The organism is Moraxella marmotae (genome assembly GCF_042219885.1).
GTDB classification, from domain to species: domain Bacteria; phylum Pseudomonadota; class Gammaproteobacteria; order Pseudomonadales; family Moraxellaceae; genus Moraxella; species Moraxella marmotae.
Genome location: NZ_JBHJHR010000002.1, coordinates 1,220,926 through 1,243,386, shown reverse-complemented (window position 1 = coordinate 1,243,386; position 22,461 = coordinate 1,220,926). Strand labels below are relative to the sequence as shown.

The following is a 22,461-nucleotide window of genomic DNA, read 5'->3' as shown; positions in this document are numbered from 1 at the left end:
CCATTTATGAGCAAAACGCCGTTTACCGAAACTGTCATCAACGAGCTGTACACGCCAATGCTACGCTTTGCCACCAATCAGCTGGGCGATGAGCAATACGCCTGCGATGTGGTGCAAGATACGATGATTAACGCACTAAAATATGCGGACAGTTTTCAAGGTAAATCGGCGTTAAAAAGTTGGGTTTTTGCCATTTTAAAAAACAAAATCAGCGATTTTATCCGCCAAAACCAAAAATATGTGGCACTCAGCGACTTGGGCGGCGATGATGGCGATGACGATGATTTTTTGGACAAATTGTTTGACGAATCGGGTCATTGGCAGCAAGACGGCGTTATCGGTGCTTTTGATGACAAATGGGGCGATCCCACTTGCTCAGCAGAGCAGGACGATTTTTGGCAGATACTCAGCTTGTGCTTGGATAATTTGCCCAAAGAGCAAGCTCGTGCGTTTTTGATGAAAGAATACATCGAGCTTGACACTGGCGAAATCTGCCAAGAACTCGGCATCAGCTCGCAGAATTTTTATGTACTGATGCACCGAGCCAGATTACGCCTACAAACTTGCCTATCCATCAAATGGCTCAATGCCTAAAACCACCTTAGCCATTTGCCCATTTATCCGTTTGACAATTTAAAAATTAACCACTGAGCAATTAACCACTTTACCCACCCAAACCTTGACAGATTGACACAAAGCCTACAAAACTATGCCAAAACCTGTGAAAAAATGCCAAAAAGTTACCGAGCTATTAACCATTTCTTATGATAGGCCATTGCGACTGTCGCAAGCGGCGATGGTCAGGCTGCATCTGATGATCTGCCCAAAATGCCGAAATTTTGACAAAAACAACCAAATTCTAAAACAAATGGTGCGTCAGCATAAGATGGGAGAATAAGGCTTTTTGTCGGCATACGGTGCTTGGTAAGAGCATTTGGCATTAGCAGCAGCCTTCCGATTATCAACAACCAACACAATCACCTTTAAACCTTAAAAAAAACAGTCCTTGAGTAATGATACTCAAGGACTGTTTGGCTTTCAATGACAATCGTGGTTGAGTTTTAAAGCGAGCTTAACTCACCCATCTGTTTGTCTGTTTGGGCGATTTGCTCAGTCAGCTCGGCAAGTTTGGCTTTTTCGCCTTCGACCACTGCCGCTGGTGCTTTGGCAACAAAGCCTTCATTGGCAAGTTTTTTGGCGATGCTGTCGGCTTGGGTTTGTAATTTATCACGCACTTTTTGCAGGCGACCAAGCTCGGCAGTTGGGTCAATCAAGCCTTTCATCGGCACCAGCACCTTTAATGAGCCAATCATCGACTGCGATGATAATGGCACTTCATCACCATCACCCACGATGGTTAGGCTCTCGACCTTGGCAAGTGTCTTAAGCTGCTCGGCAATACGCTCAAGGCTGGCTCGCTGCTCATCGCTGATGCCTTGTAGCAGCACAGGCAACAGGCGTGCGTTGCCCAGTCCCATCTCGCCACGGATATTACGCACCGCACCAATTAGGCTTTGAAGCCATGCCATGTCTTGCTCGGCTTGTTCGTTGATACGCTCGGCATTGACCACAGGATACTCCGCCAGCATGATCGTCTCGCCCTTGATGCCCAACATCGGTGCGATGGTCTGCCAAATCTCTTCGGTGATAAACGGCATCAATGGGTGTGCCAATCTCAACGCTGTTTCTAAAGTTGCCAGCAGAACACGGCGAATCTCCGCTTTATGCTCATCGGCGGCGTTTTTGTCATTTAAGACAGGCTTAACCAGCTCAACATACCAGTCGCAATATTCATTCCAAATAAAATCATAAATCGCCTGTGCTGCCAAATCCAAGCGGTAAGTTTCAAAGGCGGTAGCGACCGCTTGCTCGCATTTTTGTAGGCGGCTGACAATCCACTGCTCAGGTAAGCCCCACAAATCTTGGCGAACCTGACTGCCGATGGGTTGATTTTCACAATTCATCAGCACAAAGCGTGTGGCATTCCAGATTTTATTACAAAAGTTGCGATAGCCTTCGACACGCTTTAGGTCAAACTTAATATCACGCCCTGTGTTCGCCAAAGCACAAAAAGTAAAACGCACCGCATCTGTGCCATAAGCGGCGATACCGTCTGGGAACTCTTTGCGAGTGGCTTTTTCGATTTTGGCGGCATCTTTGGGATTCATAAGCCCTGTGGTACGCTTGGCGACCAGACTTTCTAAATCAATGCTGTCAATCAAATCCAGCGGATCAAGCACGTTACCCTTAGATTTGCTCATTTTTTGACCTTCGCCATCTCGCACCAATCCATGTACATACACAGTGTGGAATGGCACTTGTGGCTTGCCGTCTTTGTCCTTGACAAAATGCAAGGTCATCATAATCATGCGAGCCACCCAAAAGAAAATGATGTCAAAGCCAGTAACAAGCACACTGGTTGGGTGGAATTTTTGTAAAATTTCATTGTCAAAATCGGCAGGCGTGCCAGTCCAGTCCAGCGTGCTAAATGTCCACAACGCCGAGCTAAACCAAGTGTCTAGCACATCTTCGTCTTGGCGTAATGCCATATCGGCAGGCAGATTGTATTTTTGGCGGACTTCATCTTCATCACGAGCCACATAGATATTGCCTGCTTCATCATACCATGCAGGGATACGATGCCCCCACCACAGTTGGCGAGAGATACACCAGTCTTGGATATCACGCATCCACGCCATGTACATATTGGTGTACTGCTCTGGGACGAATTTGATGTCGCCATTTTGGACGGCGGCGATGGCAGGCTCGGCAAGCGGTGCGATTTTGATGTACCATTGATCGGTCAAAAGCGGCTCAACGACCACGCCAGAACGATCGCCATAAGGGCGTTTTAGTTCGTGCGGTTCGATTTTTTCCAAAAAGCCATGCTCGTCCAAATCTTCGATGATTTTTTTGCGAGCATCAAAGCGATCCAGTCCACGATAACGCTCTGGGGCATTGTCGTTTAAGGTGGCGTCCAGATTCATCAGATTGATGATTTCGATATCGTGGCGTTTGCCGACTTCATAGTCGTTAAAGTCGTGTGCTGGGGTGATTTTGACGCAGCCTGTACCAAATTCAGGGTCAGGATAAGGGTCAGTAACCACTGGAATCACACGGTCGGTCATCGGTACATGAACCATTTTGCCGATCACGGCGGTGTAACGCTCATCATCGGTATGCACCGCCAAGCAGCCATCTGCCAAAATCGTCTCTGGGCGTGTCGTGGCAATGTGCATAAACTGCCCATCTAGGCTGTTGCCGTGGCTATCGGTTTGCCCTGCGACAAAAGGATAACGCACATGATACATAAAGCCTTTTTCATCTCGGTTTTCGACTTCTAGGTCGGATAAGGCAGTTTGTAGCTTTGGATCCCAATTGACAAGGCGTTTACCACGATAAATCAAGCCTTCTTCGTGCAGACGCACAAACACTTCTTTGACCACTTTGGATAAATTTTCGTCCATGGTAAAGCGTTCACGGCTCCAGTCCACCGATGAGCCAAGTCGGCGAATTTGGCGAGTGATGTTACCGCCTGACTCTGCTTTCCATTGCCAAACTTTTTCAAGAAATTTTTCACGCCCCAAATCATGGCGACTCACGCCCTGCAAACCCAGCTGACGCTCCACCACCATCTGCGTGGCGATACCAGCGTGGTCAGTGCCCGGCTGCCATAGCGTGTTGTAGCCTTTCATGCGGTGATAGCGAGTCAGTGCGTCCATGATGGCGTTATTAAAGCCATGCCCCATGTGCAGTGAGCCAGTAACATTCGGCGGCGGCAGAGCAATAGAAAACGACTGCGGCTTGTCAAGGGTTGGGCGAAAATAGCCGTTATTTTCCCAATATTGATAAAGCCTTCTTTCAATACTGGACGGATTGTAAACAGCAGATATGTGATTTAGCATAAGTCTGAACCTTAATTAAAAAAAATAAATAATAAATTATCTTACCAATTTTTTGAGAAATAATTTTAAACCAGAATTATCCAGTTTGCCCAAAAATAAACCCACCAAAATAATACAAATGGCAACCATCTGAAATGGGGTCAATCTCTCATTAAACAATAAAAAAGCATAAGTAGCTGATATTACAGGTTGGCTCAAGATTACTAATGATGCCAAAATGGCATTCACATGACCCAAAATATAACTCATTCCACCTTGACCCAATACTTGAGATAAAATTGCCAATCCAATCAGGGGGTAAAGAGATTGCAAATCTGTTGGGAATTGCCAACCCTCATAAAAAACAAATGGTATCAATGCCAATATAGAGCCAATACAGGAATAATACATAATCATCATAAAATCAATATCACTGCGTAGCTTGTATATCGTCAATAAAAAAAGACCATAAAAAAAGGAAGTTGCAAACGCTAAAAAGTTTCCAAAAAAATGATTGGATCCCAATTGATTCTTTTCTGAAAACAGCATAAAAACGCCAATAATCATAATTGGAGCCGATAAATAAAAAGAGTTCATCGGTTTTTCTTTGAAAAGAAAATATGAAAATGGCACCACCGTCAAAGCAACCAAATTGGACAATAAATTGGCATTAACAACGGTTGTATAAGAAAAAGAAATATTCCATAGAACCAAATCCAGTGATAAAAAAACACCTGATAGCAAGCATAGTAATTTTTTCTTACTACTTAGCTTATTTTTATATTTTTTAAATTTATTCTCTTTAAAAATACACAAAAAATAAAATATCGGTAAGGCAAATAAAACACGATAAAATGCAGTATTTATTGGGTCTAGCGGACTTAGTTTTACAAATATCCCACCCAATGCCAAAAAAGATACGCACAACAACAATATAAAAATACTCTTATTCATTGGTTATTGTCCTCTTTCTTTTTTGTAACTTGCATGCCTAATTTTACCGTAAAATTGGGGTTTTGTGGGGATTTTTTGTTTTGGTGTTGGATATTTGCCCAAAAATACTTTTGTGATTGAAAAATTGTCAAAATAAGCGTTGGGTGTTGAGTGGTTTGGTTTTTGAATCTCTGGCGGCTATCGTATAAAATATGGCAAAAAAAAGAAAAACCCACCAAAAGGTGGGCTTTTCGCTTAATACTGAGTTGTAGGCATTGCCACGTTCTTCTCAGCGAACTTTTTTATTATAATACTTTAGGTTAATAAAAGCAAGCTACACAGGATTATCCAATGACATCAAATAATAATATCAAAAATACCTTGTCGCCAGCACGACTTGCCACTTACGAAAATCACGCCCAAAACCTTGAGCAGGCATTGGATCTATACCATTACAATTTGCAAATCTCATCGTCTTTGCTTGAGTGCTTGGCTGTCTGTGAAGTGGCGATCAGAAATCGTGTGGCAAATGCTTTGGTAGTAGTTTATGGCGATGGCTGGGCGTGGAATTCGACTTTTTTGGCAAGCCTACCCAACAATGCCCGCACTACCCTAAGGCAAATCAACGAAAAATACGCCACGATTGATAAGATTGTCCCTGAATTGCCATTTTTCTTTTGGCAAAGTATGTTTACCGCTCGCTTTGATCATAAAATTTGGCAACAGCATTTGGTAACGGCTTTGCCCAATGCCAATCATGACGATTTGGCAAAATTAAGAGCAAAAGTTTTTGATGATTTGGAAAAAATTCGCAAACTTCGCAACCGTATCGCACACTACGAGCCGATTTTTGGGCGAAATCTGTCAGCGGATTATCGGCGAATCATCAAAATTATTGGCTATTGCTGTCAAGATACCAAAGCATGGGTGTTGACTTGGCAAAATGTCGATAAAACATTAAGATGCCGACAATAACCGTGCCATCACCGCCTTATAGCCTGCTTGATAATCGGCAAATTGCAGCCAGCTGCCATCGATATTGGCACAGATCTGCTTACCTGTGGCAGGCAAGTCCAACACCTTGGGCGGCAGATAGTGCATGGTTTTGGCGATAAAACTAAGCACCAAAAAACTGCTCACTGGCACACCATCGGTCGCCAGATACATCGGCTTGGGTGTGGGCAGTATCAAGATATTAAGCAGTACATTGACCAAATCACTGTCCATAATACGATTGGTAAAATGATGCAGCGGCACGCCTGCATGGTGAGCTGCCTTTGCCTGCTCAATCAAGCGAGTACTGCCCAGATGATAAATGCCGCCTGCTCGCACGATGATGGCTTTATCACCAAAACCTGCCTGCAATGCACGCTCGGCAGCAAGCAGCACTTGAGCGGTGGCGGCGGTCGGTACTGCTGGTGTGCTTTCGGTGATGATTTCACCGCCATTTTCGCCATAGACTGCCGTCGATGACACAAAAACAATGCGACTTAGCCCTGCCAGCCACGCCCTGCCATCAGGCGTGGTTTTGGCAAGTGCTGCCAGATTTGCCAGCTGCTGACACACCGCCAAATAACTGGCTTGATAAGCCGCCACCTTATCTGCATACGCCTGATAAGTGGGTGTGATAATCACGGCAATGTGCGTACTGCCAGCGACATCGTCCAGCGTCAGATTTGCAGCATCTTTTTGCAAAAAATCAATGGGCAAGTGAGCAGGATACTGCCGAAAACGGCGAGCCACCGCCACCACTTTGCCGTATTGGCTGATTTTTTGTGCCAAGGGTTTGCCAATTCGCCCCTGTCCGATGATGAGAAATTTTGCCATAATCATGCCACCATTTGCCAAAATCACCTAAAAATACCGCTGCAAAGCAATCATCGCCTGTGTGCTGTTTTGGGCGTTTGCCCATTCACGCTTGGCGGTGGCACGAATGGCATAATCACGGCTGATGTCCGCCTGCACGCCCACGCTCACGGCAGGCTGCCAATAGCCTGAACGCACGCCTGTCTGATTATCAGGGTGATAATAATACGGCACAGACAGCTCAAGCACACCACGCAGACGATGGGTTGCATAATGCACGCAGCCTAAGTCCGCCCCCACACCGATGCGATAGCCTTGGTTGATACGCCCCAGCTGCACGCCACCATTTGCCAGTGCATAGCAAGTGGTATCAGCAATCTCACCGCTGTTTTTGGCGGCCTGCCCCAGTGTCCACGCTTTGCCTTTTTGCATGCCGACATGCAGCACCAGATGGTCATCATTTGCCGTATCAGACGCATCTGTCACTTGGGTGAATTTTAGCCGCATGCCACTGGCTCGCCCTTTTTTGTCCGCCGTGGCGTTATTTTTGGCGGTGTTGCTTGGATTTAGGCTACGAGTGGCAAAGATGGTCAAATCCTTGATTTTTTCCTTTTCATCGTCATAAATGGCGTCCAAGGATAGCAACTGCAAATCCAGCAGTGGCCGCACGCCATTGGGATTGTCCAGCAAATCTTGATAAGCGGCGTTTAGCTGCACGCCATAGACGGTGCGGTTTTGGTAGCGATTGTCCATGCCGATGCCGACACCGATGCGATGCACAGGCGTGGCGTCGATAGGGTTGTTATGGCTTGGGATAAGGTTGAGCATATCAAAGTCATTGCCGTTATTTAGCTTGGCTTGGCGAATGCTCGACGCTGATGGCAAATATTGCTGCCGACTGATAACACCTTGCTCGCTCAATATCGAAGCAATTCGTGACGGAATCACGATTTTGCCGACTTTGGCACGCATTGAGCCTTGCGGACGCACGACATCAATCAGCCGCACAATCTCAGTGGCACAATTATCATGGGTAAAAAAATACGGCCGTGCCATGTCTTTGACTTCCCAAATGTGGCGGACAATCTGTGCCACTTCATCGGCGGTGAGATTGAGCGAAAATTGCCACAAATCTCGCTCATTTTTTATCAGATAATCATCGGCTTTTTGTTGATAAGGTAAAATTTCCATCACCCCAAAATAACCGCCAGACAGTGATTTGATGGCAGCGGCGGCAGCGTTGTCCGCTGGATTTGACGAAATGGTGTAATTAATGGCAATCGCCTGCGTGTCGTCTTTGCCATCATCGGCACGCAGCAGCGTATGGGCAAAGGCAGAAGCGATGTGATTGGGATTTTCTTCGGCAAAAATCAGCGATAAGCGTTTGGCGTTTAGGCGTTTGGCAAATTGCTCAAACTCACCGCACAAAAAATCGCTTGTACCGCTGTCAATGCCATAATCTGCCAAAATCTGATTAAGAAAATGCGTGCGTGCCACAAAGCGACATACCGCATCTGTGTCGTGATTTTGCATCGCTGTCAGCATCGCCACAAGCTCGGCATGGGCGTCATGCTGCCCTTGTTTTGATAAGAAAAATTTGGGATTATTCAGGCTGCTTTTGTCGTTGGATTTGGGCTTATCGCCAAATAACAACAGCCGCCGCCAGCCCACCGAGCTACTGATTTGTTGCAAAGTTTGATCAGTCAAACCAAACGGATTGGCGGTTTGATTGGTTTGATTCACTTGGCTGGCTTGATTAACTTGACTGATTTGATTGGCTTTTTCAAACTGAACAAAATCAGCAGAATCGTCAGTATCGGCATTGGTACTGGCATTGGTATCGGTGTCAATATTGCCAAAAGTGCCATTATCCAAAGTCGCCAGCATCGACAACTGGCGGACACTGCCAGATAACTGCGTGCCATCGGTGATGCCATTGGCAGCAAAGGCAGGCGTGGCAATGGCTGGCAACATCAAGCACGCCAGCAGTTTTTTTACCCCAGTTACTTGACCAAATCCGCCAAATTTGCCCATTTGATTGCCGCTCATCTGATTCTCCTGCAATTTTCCCAATTTTGCAACCTTCATAACTTCTACAATTTCGCAACTTTCACAATTTTTACAATGTTTTCACAATTTTTTTAAAACTGCCTTTTACAAACCGCCCAAACCCCATCATCGACCAAGTCCATTGTAGCACATCACAAAGGCGACTGCACTGCTGTGATTGCCCTGCTTTTTGGGCAAACTGTGGCAAAAATTGCACCAAAATTGTGCTAAAATAGCCCATCACGCCCAATTTGGATTTGTCATGACTTCAAAATTTTTTATCAAAGACGGCATTTTGCACGGCAGCGAATTTATCGCATCGCCCAATTTTAACGCACGCCCAGCAGGGGCATCAGGCGTTGTCAGCGGCATTGTCATTCATAATATCAGCCTGCCACCTGCCAATTTTGGGCAAGTCAATCAAGACGGCGTGCATTATGTCAAAGCGTTTTTTCAAAATCAGCTCAACGCCGACGATCACCCTTATTTTCAGAGCATTCACACCCTGCAAGTCTCCGCCCATCTGTTCATTGAGCGAAATGGTGCAGTGACGCAATTTGTCAATTTTAACGATCGTGCTTGGCATGCTGGGGCATCGTCTTATCTGGGGCGAAGTAATTGCAATGATTTTACCATCGGTATTGAGCTAGAAGGCACGGACAATCAAGACTATCAAACCGTGCAATATCAAGTACTTAGCCAAATTATCGCCGCCATTTATCAAGCCTATCCTGCTACTCGCCGCCATCTGATGGGACACAGCGACATCGCCCCAAATCGCAAAACCGACCCCGGTGCTTGTTTTGATTGGCAAAAATTGCGGACTTTGGTGGCACAATTAAGCCATTAATCGCCCATGGATTTGGCTGTTTGTTAAGCCGTTTGTTAAGTGAGCTATGAACCATTGGTTAATATATTTTAAGATATTAAACAATAAATTTATAAAAAATCAACCAACGGCAATGCTGGTAATATCGGTACAATCGGCTGTCAAAATGATTGGTGCAAGGGGTGATAAAATGGTTAATAAAATGACTGGCAAAGTTGATTGATAAAATTGGCTTGGCGATGTATCAAGTGATTTTTTACAAAATCTCACACAATTTGGCGACAAACACCGCATAAACCCAAGCAAATTGCACAAAAACCAAGTAAAATATGGCATTTTTGGCAAATTTGTATTCTTATGGCAAAATCTCGGCTTTTTCGCTCTACTTTAATCGTCAGTGCCATGACCATGCTGTCTCGCATTTTGGGCTTGGTGCGTGATATGGTTTTGATGAATGTTTTTGGTGCTGGCGGTTTGATGGACGCTTTTTTGGTGGCGTTCAAAATCCCCAATTTTTTACGCCGACTGTTTGCCGAAGGGGCGTTTAGCCAAGCCTTTGTGCCAATTTTGACCGAATATAAAGAAAAACGCACTTTTGATGAAGTGCAGCTGCTCATCAGTCGTGTCTCAGGCGTGCTGTCTTTGGTGCTACTTGTTTTGACGGTGGTGGTGATTGTATTGGCACCGCAAGTGATATATCTGTTTGCACCAGGGTTTGCTGACGATACCGCAAAATTCACCGCCGCCACTGAGCTACTTCGCTTGACCTTTCCATATCTGCTGTTTATCTCGATGACGGCGTTTTTTGGCAGTATTTTACAAAGTTATGGACGCTTTGCTGCCCCTGCCTTTGCCCCTGTGCTGCTCAATCTGTGCATGATTGTCGGTGCGTTACTGATTGCTCCGATGATGGATAAGCCAATCATGGCATTAGGCTATGCCGTCGCCTTATCAGGCATTTTACAGCTTGCCATTCAGCTGCCGCAGCTGTGGCAACAAAAACTTCTGGTCGCACCCAGCTTTGGTTTTGGTGATGAAGGCGTCAAGCGTATCCTAAAGCTGATGCTGCCTGCGATTTTTGGCGTGTCGGTTACACAAATCAACTTACTGCTTAGTACGGTGTTTGCGTCTTTGATGGTGGCAGGCTCGGTGTCGTGGATGTATGCCGCCGAACGCCTAAGTGAGCTACCTTTGGGCTTGATTGGCGTTGCCATCGGTACGGTGATTTTGCCAAGTTTGTCATCAAGCCGTGCCAAGTCTGATGACCAAACTTTCAAAAAAACGCTGGATTGGGCGGCTCGGCTGATTATTTTGGTGGGTTTGCCTGCCAGTCTTGCGATGTTTGTGCTGTCTGATGTCTTGATGGACGCTTTGTTTGTGCGTGGTCAATTCACCCATGACGATGCACTGATGAGCGGCATCGCCCTAAAATCCCTATCAGGTGGCATCTTAGGATTTATGCTGATTAAGATTTTTGCCCCAGCGTTTTTTGCCGCCCAAGACACCAAAACACCAGTCAAAGTCGGCATCGTTTCGGTATTTGCCAATATGCTGTTTAGCGTGATTTTTATTGGTGTTTTTTATTTATTGACCTTGCCGCTGCATGGCGGACTGGCATTGGCGACAACTGCCGCAAGTTTTGTCAATGCTGGGCTTTTGTACACCATCTTACACCGCCGCAATATTTACCGCTTTGGTAGCCACTGGCGAAAATTGTTTGCCCAATTTGCCATCGCCAGTGCCGCCATGGTCGCCGCTTTGTATGCCATTTTGTCGTTTTATCCATTTGGTCAATCGCAATGGCTAAAACTGGGTATCTTGCTTGCCATCTGTGCTGCTGGGGCGGCGGTTTATGGCATTGTGCTGCTTGCCACAGGGTTTCACCCACGCCAGTTACGCCACGATTAATGGCTGGCAAAACTGGCTTTGGCGTACTTAGACTTTGGCGTAATGGCTTTGATACAAGTGGCTTTGGTGAAATTTTGACCAAAGCCACCAACTTAGCCAAAACCACTAACAATCATTAAAAGCCACCCAAATCCGTGCAAAAATACACATTGCTTTAGCCCAAGTTTACAGTTTTGACACAAGCCATACAAAGCACCCACAAAAACCGCTTGTAACTTGGCGACAGCATTGTACAATGATTCATACGCATTTAATTCATACGAATTTATGCATCTGATGCACAAATCTTTACAGATATAGTTGCGATTTGCCAGTTTCTAAATTTACAAATCAAGCCATAAATGGCAAAAATGACAAAACTGGTAATACCACCATTTGGTTTTGTATTGCATTTTGACATCAAATGTTAAGCACTGTTTTTTAATTTTAATTGATAAATTTATAAGGAAATCATCATGTTACCACCAGTCAGCCAGCCTGTCGCCACGCACATTGACCCCACACTAAACCTTGAGCAAGTGCGTCTCCAATGCCAAGAGCTGGTCAAATCTCGTGCCAAAATCTCAGCAGGCGTTGCCGTCATTCCGCTGCCGTTTTTAGATGTGGCGATTGATGTGGCGATGCTGACTAGCCTGTTGCCTGAGATTACCGCTCGCTTTGGGCTAAAAGACGATGCCGAGCCAAATCATGATAATGAACAGCAACGCAAGCAACAAATCAAAGATCGCATCGTGGCGGTTGGCGGCTTGGTTGCCACACGCAGTGTCGTCAATAAGACGGTGCAAGGTTTTGGCGGCCGCTTTATTGGCAAGCAAGTCAGCAAATACATTCCGATGGGCGGCTCTATCGTGGCGGCGACATTGGGCTATATGATTTTTAAAAAAATCGGCTTTGATCACATCGAAGAATGCTACAAAATCGCCAAACAAGCCCAGCGTGATGGCCTTGCCAAAGCATAAAATTTGCCAATCGTTGTAGCAAATTTGCCCTAAGCAATTCTCATTTTCAACTGCTTGGGGCTTTTGCCATTTATTGGCATCTTTTTTCACTTTTGGCATAATAAAAGGTGCGGTTTTGTTTGAGAAAATTTGGCAAACACGCTAAAATATTGGGTGCATCATCTGATTTTGTATTTTTGGGCAATTGCCCGTTTTGTTTTTTATTTTTTGGGCAAATTCGCCCCAGCCACTCGCTAAGGTAAGAATATGACTTTTGTTGTAACTGATAACTGTATCCGCTGCAAATACACCGACTGCGTAGAAGTTTGCCCTGTTGATTGCTTCTATGAAGGTCCAAACTTCTTGGTCATCAACCCTGATGAATGTATCGACTGTGCATTGTGCGAGCCTGAATGCCCAGCCAATGCGATTTTCTCCGAAGATGAAATCCCAGCAGGTCAAGAAGAATTTATCCAAATCAACGAAGAGCTGTCTGCGGTCTGGCCGAACATCACCGAGAAAAAAGACGCCCTACCTGATTATGAAAAATGGGACGGTGTCGAAGGCAAAATCCAATATTTGGAACGCTAAAATACCTTTTGACTTAACGATAAATCAGCACAAACCGTTTTGGCTTGTGCTGATTTTTTGGGTGCGGTTTTTAAATGTAGCAAATATGGCTGAAAAAACAATCAGCCAAAAACTTGTGAATGTGAGTTTAGGCGAGCCAAATATAAGGTTTGCTCATCAGCATCAATGCGATAAATCAGCACCAAATCATTTGCTACATGGCAATCACGCCAGCCACTCCAATTGCCAGTTAATGCATGATCTTTGTATTTTTCGGGCAAAATCTCATGGCGACTTAGGCAAGCCAACACTTCCACCAAATTGGTTGTCAATTTGACTTTGCGAATATCACGGTCAAAGTCTTTACTGGTCTTGATTTTTAGCATCACGATATTCTGCCAAAAACTCATCAAGGTTATCATAGACCGTGCCACCGCCATTATCCAGCTCACGCATCGCCGCAATGGTCTTGGCGTTGGGCTGATAAGCCTGATAATCAAAAGACAGTGGCACTTTGCGAGTGGCAACCACTTGATTAAAAAACAGCTTAATGGCTTGTGTTGGTGATAGCCCATAATCCGCCAAAACTTGCGTGGCTTCGATTCGCAAATTGTCATCAATTCGTATATTTAAATTGCTACTTGCCATATTTTATCCTTAATTTGCCATTAATTTACCCAAGTTTTGTGATAATTTTGCCATGATTTGCCCATATATTGTAAACATAACGCCTGACAAAAACAAGCATTTATCACAACTCAATGCCCTATAAATTTTATTATTTTTGGTAAATTTTCAAAATATGAAAGGTTGTAAAAAAAATAACCCCATTAATAAAAAACCCAGCTTGACTTATCAAACTGGGTTTGGTTGGTTAATTAACCAATCATTTACCAAATATCGGATTTGATTTTGGCTTTTAGCTCAGGGTGATTATCTAGCTTAAAGACAGGCTGGCTAATGCCTGAATTTAGTTGCGATTGATAATCTTTGACCATCATAAACACATAGCGAGACAGCAGCACAATGGCAATTAGGTTAATAAACGCCATCGTACCCATCGTCAAATCGCCCATATCCCAGACGACATCGACTTTGACCACCGCACCAAAATATACAAAGCCCAGCACCAAAATGCGAAATACCAACAAAACCAATGGGTTGTTTTTCAAAAATTGCATATTGGATTCGGCATAAGCATAGTTACCGATGATGGTCGAAAAGGCAAATACAAACAAAATCGCCGCCAAGAAGTATTGACCCCAGCCGCCGACATGGCTTTCTAGGGCTGCTTGGGTGAGCTGAATGCCTGACAAATTGGCGGCATTTTCTGGCATTTGTGCCAACAAGATAATAAATGCCGTACAAGAACACACAATCAATGTATCCACAAACACGCCCAGCATCTGCACCATACCCTGCTCAACAGGGTGCTTGACACTGGCGGCAGCGGCAGCGTTCGGTGCAGAGCCTTGACCTGCTTCGTTAGAATACAGACCACGCTTGATGCCCTGCATCATCGCCACAGACACCATCGAGCCAAACAAACCACCGCCAGCAGCTTCAAAGGCAAACGCCTTTTCAAAAATCAGTGCAATCACCGACGGCACAGATGTGATATTTGCCACAATGACAAACAACGCCACCGCCAAATACACCAATGCCATCACTGGCACGATAAGCTCGGCAAATTTTGCCACACGGCGGATACCACCAAAAATAATCGGTGCGGTCAAAGCAACCAAAATCACACCAACCACATGCTTATAAATCTGCCAATCGCTTTGGCATTCTGGCGTTTGAGCCATGCAGCCGCTAGCAGATTCGATGGCAAGCGTGATCGTATTTGACTGAATCGATTGATACACAAAGCCAAAGCAGACAATCAACGCCACGGCAAATACCAAACCCAGCCATTTTTGACCCAAACCTTGCTCGATATAATAAGCAGGGCCGCCACGAAATTGCCCTGTTGCTGCATCACGCACCTTAAACAGCTGTGCCAGACTGGACTCTGCCAGAGCCGAACACATACCAATCAAGGCAATCAGCCACATCCAAAACACCGCACCAGCACCGCCGATACCGATGGCAATCGCCACGCCTGCGACATTACCCACGCCGACACGACTGGCAAGCCCTGTTACAAATGCCTGAAAACTTGAAATGCCTGCATCGTCATTGTGATTACTGCGGCTGCCAAGCATCGATTTGACACTGCGACCAAACAGGCGAAACTGTGCCAGACCCGAAAAAATGGTAAAAAACAAGCCAATGCCGATTAATAGCCAAATCAGTATGTCCCACAATGGCGTGCTGATTGTCGTTACTGTACAATGCAGCTTTTCAACAAAATCTGGCTTTGCCAGACAAGATAACGGATTATCGTACATAAATTTCTCACACTCAAACACAAAACCAAGCGTTGTCGTTTTGTGCTTATCCATATTCATCTTATGAATGCCGACATCAAAAAAGCACCAACGCCATCGACAACCCTTGTATAATGGTCAATTGGTGCAGCTTTGATGGCAAACAACCGTTTTAAATTGCCGTCTTTGGCAAATAGCGACATTATAAGATAAAATGATTAAACAATCACGAAAATTTATAATTTTTAAATTAATGATGGTATTTTTTAATTTTATAATTCATTGTACGACAGGCTGCCAAAGCAAACACCACTTGACAAAATCACAGCAAACATTTGCCAAAAAAATAAGCACTGCTAATGATAGTGCTTATTTTGTTTAATATTTTATCTATTGATTTGGCAGTGCCAACACAGTCAAATGGCTGATTAAGTTAAACCTAAGTATCTTTTTGGAAATATTTCCTATAAAAAGCAACCGCCCAGATGGGGAGCAGAAAAATCAAAAGGTATAAAATCAATTCAAAGAAAGTGATTTTTTCTTGAGAAAATCTCGATGTCAATACTTGGTAAATTGTAAGATAAAAAGTAAAATAAATGCATTGATAGATGTTGCTCTGATTTTTTAAGTTTAAAAAATAAATAGCCGCACCGACTAATCCTAAAAGCAATAGCAAAAATACACTAAAAATAGAAATGCTCATTATTTTATGGCTCTATTCACCAATCTGCAAATGGCGGTCAAATGAAAATCAGTTTTCACCTTTTAAACCGCCAAAAGATAAGTCAATGGTTGATGGCTTAGGCAGATTTATCAAGCGATGCGGTCTCTTTTAGGCTCAAAAACCAATGCAAAATAATCGCTGCAAAAGTTGCCGTGCCGATACCACCCAAATTAAAACTGCCAATCATCAAGCCAAAATCACCTGTGCCTAAAATGATGGTGATGGCAGCGACCATCAGGTTTTTGTTGTTGGCGAAATTGACTTGGTTGTCAATCCAAATGCGAGCCCCAGCGATGGCAATCAAGCCAAAGACCACAATGGACGCCCCTGTCAGTACAGGGCTTGGAATGGTCTGAATCACTGCACCAAACTTTGGCGAAAAGCCCAAAATCACCGCAAACACGCCTGCAATCACAAAAATAATGGTTGAATAAACACGAGTTACCGCCATCACGCCGATATTTTCGCCATAAGTGGTCATGCCCGTGCCGCCCACACTTGCCGACAGTGCCGTGGCGACGCCGTCAGCGACAAATGCCTTGCCAAGCTGTGGCGTGAGATTTTCGCCAGTCATCGCACCGACCGCCTTGATATGTCCAAGGTTTTCTGCCACCAAAATAAACGCCACAGGTGCGATAATCAGCATGGCATTGCCATCAAAGGTTGGCTGGGTAAAACTTGGCATACCAAACCATGCCGCATCAGCAATCAGCTGAAAATTAATCGGTGTCCCCAATCCTAAACCATTGGTAATCACCGCATAAATCGCATACGCCAACACCAAGCCCAAAAGCAGCAGCAGACGCTGCATAAAGCCTTTGGCAAAAACCGCAATCATGCCCATGCACAGCACCGTCATCAATGCCATCCACAGATCGAACGGTTTGCCTTGTACGCCGCTGACGGTTACAGGTGCTAGGTTTAGACCGATAATCATTACCACCGCCCCAGTTACCACAGGTGGCATCAGCCGCTCAATCCAGCGTGTGCCAGTTGCCATCACGATTACGCCAATGATGGCATACAAGACACCACAAGCGATGATACCGCCCAATGCCACCGATAAGTTTGGGTTCGCCCCTGAGCCTGTGGCATGAGCGGTTGCCGCTGCCACCACGCCAATGAATGCAAAACTTGAACCCAAATAACTGGGTACTCGCCCACCAGTCATCACAAAAAATAAAATGGTACAAAAACCACTCATCATAATCGCCAGATTGGCATCAAAGCCCATCAGCAAAGGTGCAAGTACTGTCGCCCCAAACATCGCCAGCACATGCTGTAAGCCCAGCATGATGCTTTGAGATGCTGGCAGATATTCGTTTGTTGCCACAGGCTGTGTGTTGATGTCACCTGTATAAGGTTGCCATTTTGGAAACCAGCTCATATTCACTCCAAATATTTGTACAAATGCCGTCATCGCCCAAGCATTTGCTGCTTTTGTTGTTTTGGTTTTGTACCCATGCTGGGCATGGTGTTGTGTATTTTGGCGATTATTGTACTACATTTGTATGATAAAATTGCCAAAAATTATCACCGCTTAATAACATTCAATCGGTCAAAGCCAATTAAATTTGGTTAAAACTGCCGTGGGGTTGGGCTGTTTTTATCAATCTTTGCCCAGTGCTTGATGATTATGGCTTGATTTTTTATCATGTCAAAAGTAGGATATAATCAACATTAATATCATATCATCAGCCCAGAGAACCCATGTTATATTCAATCGCAATCAAACTTGGCAATGATAAGGTTGCACACAGTATCTTTTTTCCAGATGTACCGCATTTGGTTTCTGCTTGTGATGAGCTTGATGATGTGTTAAGTTGTGCTACTGAATGCATTGATTTGCATTTTAGCGGCTTGGCAGAAGATGGCGAGCCAATTCCCATGCCGAGCAAATTCAGCGTTCATCAACAAAACCCCAAATATGACGGTTTTATTTGGGCTTGGATTGATGTTGATTTGAGCAAATATGACACCAAAGCACACAAAATCAACATCGCCTTACCGCATTTTTAACCAAAAACGGCTAAATTTGCAAAGCACTTTATGAATTGCGCCTTGCTAAGACTGAGCTTGGCGATGGCTTAGAACATATCATTCCTTGTCAATTTATCCATACCTAAACTTTGGCTAAAATCCACCATAAAGCTGTTTAACCCAATAAAAAACCGCCTTTGCACGATGCAAAAGCGGTGAAATTTAGACAACAAAAAAGCCAAGCAATTCATAACTTTTTTATAAAAAGCATAGGAATACTTGACTTTTTTATAAGTTAGCCTATAATAGGCTAATCAAGACAAGGTGGTAGCACACCCTGTCTTGTAGGTTACAGCTGCTCACCTAACAAGCAGCAGCAACCACCTAGTCAGGAGTAAAGCGATGAAAGTTTTCATCAGAATCGCAATTATCCTTGTACTGATTATCTTACTACGCTCATCGAGCTAAGTCAAGAATAATTTGTACAATGGCTGTCGCCAGTGGTATCGGTGGCAGTCATACTAGGCTTTTTAAGGATAAAAAGGATAAAATATGGCAAAGACAATCACCCAAATCCAAGCTGATAGCGACAAAAAGCGTGGTATGAAAACCAAAGGCATTAAGATGCACATTGACACCATTGCCCTGCTTGAGCGATTGGCAAAAACGCACAATATTCCCCAAAATCAGTTGGTTGCTGAAGCCATCAGCCTTTGGCAAGCTCACCATGGCGAATAATTCACCGTCCGCCATTGCCAACAAACTTACACTCACAATCCACCAAGCCACGCAAAAAACACATTCAAAGACACGCAAAGCCGAGCAAGTGATGCCAAAGTCTTTGTAAGTTTTGCCATTTTATTTTATAATAGGCAGTTTAGAAAAATTATCCAAAGCGAGATACACCATGACCGAGTCCATCGACTACAAAAACACCCTAAATCTTGCCGATACCGCCTTTGCGATGCGTGGCGACCTTGCCAAACGAGAGCCGATTTGGCTAGAGCAATGGGAAAAAGATGATGTTTATGGGCAAATCCGCAAAGCACGCCAGGGTCGCAAAACCTATACCTTGCACGATGGCCCCCCTTATGCCAACGGACAGATTCACTTGGGTCATGTGGTGAACAAAGTCCTAAAAGACATCATCGTCAAATACAAAACTTTGGACGGTTATGATGCCCCTTATGTCCCCGGCTGGGACTGTCACGGCTTGCCGATTGAGCAAAAAGTCGAAGGCATCTTGGGTAAAGTTGGACAGCAAAAAGATGGACGCACCATCACTGCCACCGAGTTTCGTGGGGCGTGCCGAGAATACGCCAAAAGCCAAATTGAGCTACAAATGGCAGATTTTAAGCGTTTGGGCGTGCTGGGCGACTGGCAAAATCCGTATCTGACCATGAATTTTCAACAAGAAGCCGATACGGTGCGAGCCCTTGCCAAGATCTATGACAATGGGCATATCGTGCGTGGCATGAAGCCTGTGAATTGGTGCTTGGATTGCGGTTCGGCATTGGCAGAAGCGGAAGTTGAATACGAAGACAAAACTTCCGATGCCATCTATGTCGGCTTTGATATTGTCAATCGTGATGCACTGGCTACCACCGCTGGCATCACAGGCACGCTACAAGCCGTCATCTGGACGACGACGCCATGGACACTGCCTGCCAACCAAGCCATCAGCGCCCACCCTGAGCTAGAGTACGCCATTGTTTCAGCGGACGCTCGCCACTTTATCGTTGCTAAAGATTTGGTTGAAGATTTCGCCAAAGCCATTGCCCTAGAAGCGTTTGAGATTGTCGCCACCGTCAAGGGTGATGAGCTTGCTGCCTTAAATGCACAGCACCCACTGATTGACCATCGCCAAGTGCCGATTATCCTAGGCGAGCATGTTACCGCCGATAGCGGTACTGGTCTGGTGCATACCGCCCCTGCTCACGGTGTTGATGACTATAATGTCGGCCTAAAATATCAGCTTAGCGTTGAAAATCCAGTCGCTGGCAACGGTGTGTATCTGCCAGAAGCTCAAGTATTTGTCGGCGAGCATATCTATAAAGCCCAACCAAAAATCATCGAAACCCTACAAAACAGCGGTCATCTGTTGGCTCATAATAAAATCCGCCACAGCTATCCGCACTGCTGGCGACACAAGACACCGATTATTTTCCGTGCCACACCGCAGTGGTTTATCAGCATGCAGGCTCGTGGTTTGCGTGAGCAAGCCCTAAAAGACATTCCAAATGTCATCTGGACGCCAGCATGGGGTCAAAACCGCATCGAATCGATGATGAATGGTCGCCCTGATTGGTGCATCAGTCGTCAGCGGACTTGGGGCGTGCCGATTGCATTTTTTATCCACAAAGACACAGGCGAGCTGCACCCACGCACCAGCGAGCTGATGGAGCAAGCTGCCAAACTTATTGAAAAAGGCGGCGTGGAAGCGTGGTTTGAAGCCGATGCCAGAAGTTTTATCGGTGATGATGCCGACACTTACCAAAAATGCAGCGACACGCTCGATGTGTGGTTTGACTCTGGGGCGACCAACTTTGCCGTCCTAGCAAGCCGTGGCGAGCTATCAAACCCTGCCGATTTGTACCTAGAAGGCTCCGATCAGCATCGTGGCTGGTTCCAGTCATCGCTATTGGTCAGCGAATCCATCTACGGACGGCCGCCGTATAAGCAAGTTTTGACGCACGGTTTCACCGTTGATGCCAAAGGTCATAAATTGTCCAAATCCAAAGGCAACACCAAAGGCTTTGAGCCGTCAGACATCGCCAACAAAATGGGCGTGGATATTTTGCGTCTGTGGGTCGGCTCGTCAGACTATCGCTACGAGATGGCGGTATCTAAAGAAGGCTTTGATCGCACCACGGATATGTACCGCCGTATCCGTAACACCATTCGTTTCTTGCTTGCCAATACCAACGACTTTGATCCAGCCAAAGATTTGGTCGCCGATGACGATTTGATTAGCCTAGATAAATACATCTTGCACCGCACCAAAGCTGTCCAAGATGAGATTATCCGCTCATACACCAGCATGGACTTCCATCAAGTCTGCCAAGCCGTGATGGGCTTTTGTTCGCAGGATTTGGGCGGTTTTTATTTGGATATCATCAAAGATCGCACCTACACCACCAAGGCGGACGGCTTGCCACGCCGCTCGGCACAGACCGCTTTGTATCACATCGCTCATGCCTTGCTGCGTTGGATTGCACCGATTTTATCATTCACCGCCCAAGAAGCATGGCAAGTGCTAAAAGGCACGGACGGCTATATCTTCACCGCCGAATGGTACGCTGTGCCGACGCCAAGCATGGGTGAAATTAGCACTGATGATTGGGATCAGATTCTACAAATCAAAGACACCATCAATAAAGCCATCGAAGACGCTCGCAGCGAAAAAACCATCAGCAGCAACCTAACTGCCAAAGTCGCCATCACAGCACCTGCCGAAATTGCTGAGATTTTACGCAAACTGGGCGATGAACTTCGCTTTGTGTTCATCACATCGGACGCCACCGTCCAAGTCGGCGAAACACTGACAACCACCATCACGCCTGCCGATGGCGATAAATGCGTGCGTTGCTGGCACATCTGCACCGATGTCGGCAGTGATGCCGCACACCCAGAGCTGTGCGGTCGCTGCGTTGAAAACCTAGGCGATGGGGAGAGCCGTCATTATGCCTAATACTAATACCAGCACCACCCACCAAAACAAGGCAATCGGTTATTATCTGATTGCCCTTGCCGTGCTGATTTTTGACCAAATCAGTAAATATTATTTTGAATCTATCCTAAACCTAGACGAAAGCATCGATGTCATCAATCCTGTGCTGAACTGGACTTTGGCGTACAATCACGGTGCGGCGTTTAGCTTTATGGCGGATCAAGGCGGCTGGCAAAAATGGTTTTTTGTGATTTTGGGTCTGGTGGTCGCAGGCTACATCATCAGCCACCTAAGAAAAATCGCCCACACCGCCAAATTACTGGCTTTTGGGCTGGCGTTGGTGCTGGGCGGAGCGATTGGCAATGTGCTGGATCGCATTTTGCACGGCCATGTGATTGACTTTATCCATGTGCATTATGCCGATGTTTGGCATTATCCGATTTTTAATATCGCCGATATTGGCATTTGTGTGGGCATGGCGTTGGTGGTTTATGACATGTTGTTTTTGGAAAAAAAACGCCAAGCCAAATCCTAAATTTATCAAAATACCAAAACCAATTCGGTTTAAAAAGGGGCATCACGCCCTTTTTTTTAATTTTTATCAAATACTTATCAAATGGGATTGTTTTAACTATTTATCAAATTTGGTAAAAATTGGCAAAACATTAATAAAATATTGATAAATCATTGATAAAAATTGCCCAATAATCCACCATCAAGCAAAAATACTTAGGCAGCTTAACAAGAGTTTTTATCGGATTAAAAGCGGCTGGATTTTTTGGCAATTTTGATGGTTTT

19 protein-coding genes are annotated in these 22,461 nt (G+C 45.2%); 11 read left to right on the top strand and 8 right to left on the bottom strand.

Annotated features, from left to right (window positions below):
- Positions 1 to 6: 6 nt before the first annotated feature.
- Positions 7 to 594 carry a sigma-70 family RNA polymerase sigma factor gene (locus ACFBZI_RS05825; RefSeq protein WP_375715457.1) on the top strand — a complete coding sequence of 196 codons (588 nt, stop codon included), beginning with the start codon at positions 7 to 9 and terminating at the stop codon, positions 592 to 594.
- Positions 595 to 709: 115 nt separating this feature from the next.
- Positions 710 to 898: a zf-HC2 domain-containing protein gene (locus ACFBZI_RS05820; RefSeq protein ID WP_375715456.1), complete on the top strand. Its 189-nt coding sequence runs from the start codon at positions 710 to 712 to the stop codon at positions 896 to 898.
- 163 nt (positions 899 to 1,061) lie between these two features.
- Here ACFBZI_RS05820 and ACFBZI_RS05815 read toward each other — a convergent pair whose 3' ends face one another.
- Together ACFBZI_RS05815 and ACFBZI_RS05810 are read right to left on the bottom strand one after the other, a co-directional pair.
- On the bottom strand, positions 1,062 to 3,905 hold the full coding sequence (locus ACFBZI_RS05815; RefSeq protein ID WP_375715455.1) for a valine--tRNA ligase: 2,844 nt from the start codon (positions 3,903 to 3,905) through the stop codon (positions 1,062 to 1,064).
- Positions 3,906 to 3,941: 36 nt separating this feature from the next.
- The gene (locus tag ACFBZI_RS05810) at positions 3,942 to 4,838 is read right to left on the bottom strand and encodes a DMT family transporter (protein ID WP_375715454.1); all 897 of its coding nucleotides are present in this window, start codon (positions 4,836 to 4,838) and stop codon (positions 3,942 to 3,944) included.
- Positions 4,839 to 5,168: 330 nt separating this feature from the next.
- On the opposite strand from ACFBZI_RS05810, the gene ACFBZI_RS05805 reads away from it, so the two are divergent.
- Entirely contained in the window at positions 5,169 to 5,792 is a 624-nt protein-coding gene (locus ACFBZI_RS05805; RefSeq protein WP_375715453.1) for an Abi family protein, read from the top strand.
- On the opposite strand, the gene ACFBZI_RS05800 is transcribed toward ACFBZI_RS05805, so the two are convergent.
- Positions 5,775 to 6,644, bottom strand: a complete 870-nt coding sequence (locus ACFBZI_RS05800) for an NAD-dependent epimerase/dehydratase family protein (RefSeq protein ID WP_375715452.1) — start codon at positions 6,642 to 6,644, stop codon at positions 5,775 to 5,777. The two genes, ACFBZI_RS05805 and ACFBZI_RS05800, sit on opposite strands and share 18 nt — an antisense overlap.
- 27 nt (positions 6,645 to 6,671) lie before the next feature.
- Positions 6,672 to 8,672 (bottom strand): Lnb N-terminal periplasmic domain-containing protein, encoded by a 2,001-nt coding sequence (locus tag ACFBZI_RS05795; RefSeq protein ID WP_375715451.1) that lies wholly within the window; start codon positions 8,670 to 8,672, stop codon positions 6,672 to 6,674.
- Positions 8,673 to 8,934: 262 nt separating this feature from the next.
- Here ACFBZI_RS05795 and ampD point away from each other — a divergent pair, with 262 nt between their 5' ends.
- From ampD to fdxA, 4 genes are all read left to right on the top strand, one after another.
- Entirely contained in the window at positions 8,935 to 9,522 is a 588-nt protein-coding gene (ampD, locus tag ACFBZI_RS05790; protein ID WP_375715450.1) for a 1,6-anhydro-N-acetylmuramyl-L-alanine amidase AmpD, read from the top strand.
- 336 nt (positions 9,523 to 9,858) lie between these two features.
- The gene (gene murJ, locus ACFBZI_RS05785; protein WP_375715449.1) at positions 9,859 to 11,409 is read left to right on the top strand and encodes a murein biosynthesis integral membrane protein MurJ; all 1,551 of its coding nucleotides are present in this window, start codon (positions 9,859 to 9,861) and stop codon (positions 11,407 to 11,409) included.
- Positions 11,410 to 11,864: 455 nt separating this feature from the next.
- Positions 11,865 to 12,368 carry a hypothetical protein gene (locus ACFBZI_RS05780; RefSeq protein ID WP_375715448.1) on the top strand — a complete coding sequence of 168 codons (504 nt, stop codon included), beginning with the start codon at positions 11,865 to 11,867 and terminating at the stop codon, positions 12,366 to 12,368.
- A gap of 246 nt (positions 12,369 to 12,614) precedes the next feature.
- Positions 12,615 to 12,938: a ferredoxin FdxA gene (gene fdxA, locus ACFBZI_RS05775; RefSeq protein WP_375715447.1), complete on the top strand. Its 324-nt coding sequence runs from the start codon at positions 12,615 to 12,617 to the stop codon at positions 12,936 to 12,938.
- Between the two features lie 101 nt (positions 12,939 to 13,039).
- Here the strand turns inward: fdxA and ACFBZI_RS05770 are convergent, their stop codons facing one another.
- The 4 genes from ACFBZI_RS05770 to ACFBZI_RS05755 form a co-directional block, all read right to left on the bottom strand.
- Positions 13,040 to 13,327: a type II toxin-antitoxin system YafQ family toxin gene (locus tag ACFBZI_RS05770; protein ID WP_375715446.1), complete on the bottom strand. Its 288-nt coding sequence runs from the start codon at positions 13,325 to 13,327 to the stop codon at positions 13,040 to 13,042.
- The gene (locus ACFBZI_RS05765) at positions 13,281 to 13,565 is read right to left on the bottom strand and encodes a type II toxin-antitoxin system RelB/DinJ family antitoxin (RefSeq protein WP_375715445.1); all 285 of its coding nucleotides are present in this window, start codon (positions 13,563 to 13,565) and stop codon (positions 13,281 to 13,283) included. Before ACFBZI_RS05765 ends, ACFBZI_RS05770 begins: the two co-directional genes overlap by 47 nt.
- Before the next feature lie 242 nt (positions 13,566 to 13,807).
- Positions 13,808 to 15,310, bottom strand: coding sequence for an alanine/glycine:cation symporter family protein (locus tag ACFBZI_RS05760; protein ID WP_375716322.1), 1,503 nt, complete (start codon positions 15,308 to 15,310; stop codon positions 13,808 to 13,810).
- Positions 15,311 to 16,089: 779 nt separating this feature from the next.
- Entirely contained in the window at positions 16,090 to 17,400 is a 1,311-nt protein-coding gene (locus tag ACFBZI_RS05755; RefSeq protein WP_375715444.1) for a solute carrier family 23 protein, read from the bottom strand.
- 323 nt (positions 17,401 to 17,723) lie between these two features.
- Between ACFBZI_RS05755 and ACFBZI_RS05750 the strand changes: the two genes are divergently transcribed.
- The 4 genes from ACFBZI_RS05750 (at position 17,724) to lspA (ending at position 22,198) form a co-directional block, all read left to right on the top strand.
- On the top strand, positions 17,724 to 18,032 hold the full coding sequence (locus ACFBZI_RS05750; RefSeq protein WP_375715443.1) for a type II toxin-antitoxin system HicB family antitoxin: 309 nt from the start codon (positions 17,724 to 17,726) through the stop codon (positions 18,030 to 18,032).
- 513 nt (positions 18,033 to 18,545) lie between these two features.
- Positions 18,546 to 18,731, top strand: a complete 186-nt coding sequence (locus ACFBZI_RS05745; protein ID WP_375715442.1) for a hypothetical protein — start codon at positions 18,546 to 18,548, stop codon at positions 18,729 to 18,731.
- Positions 18,732 to 18,900: 169 nt separating this feature from the next.
- Positions 18,901 to 21,684 carry an isoleucine--tRNA ligase gene (gene ileS / locus ACFBZI_RS05740; RefSeq protein WP_375715441.1) on the top strand — a complete coding sequence of 928 codons (2,784 nt, stop codon included), beginning with the start codon at positions 18,901 to 18,903 and terminating at the stop codon, positions 21,682 to 21,684.
- Positions 21,677 to 22,198: a signal peptidase II gene (lspA, locus tag ACFBZI_RS05735; RefSeq protein WP_375715440.1), complete on the top strand. Its 522-nt coding sequence runs from the start codon at positions 21,677 to 21,679 to the stop codon at positions 22,196 to 22,198. Before ileS ends, lspA begins: the two co-directional genes overlap by 8 nt.
- Positions 22,199 to 22,461 lie beyond the last annotated feature (263 nt).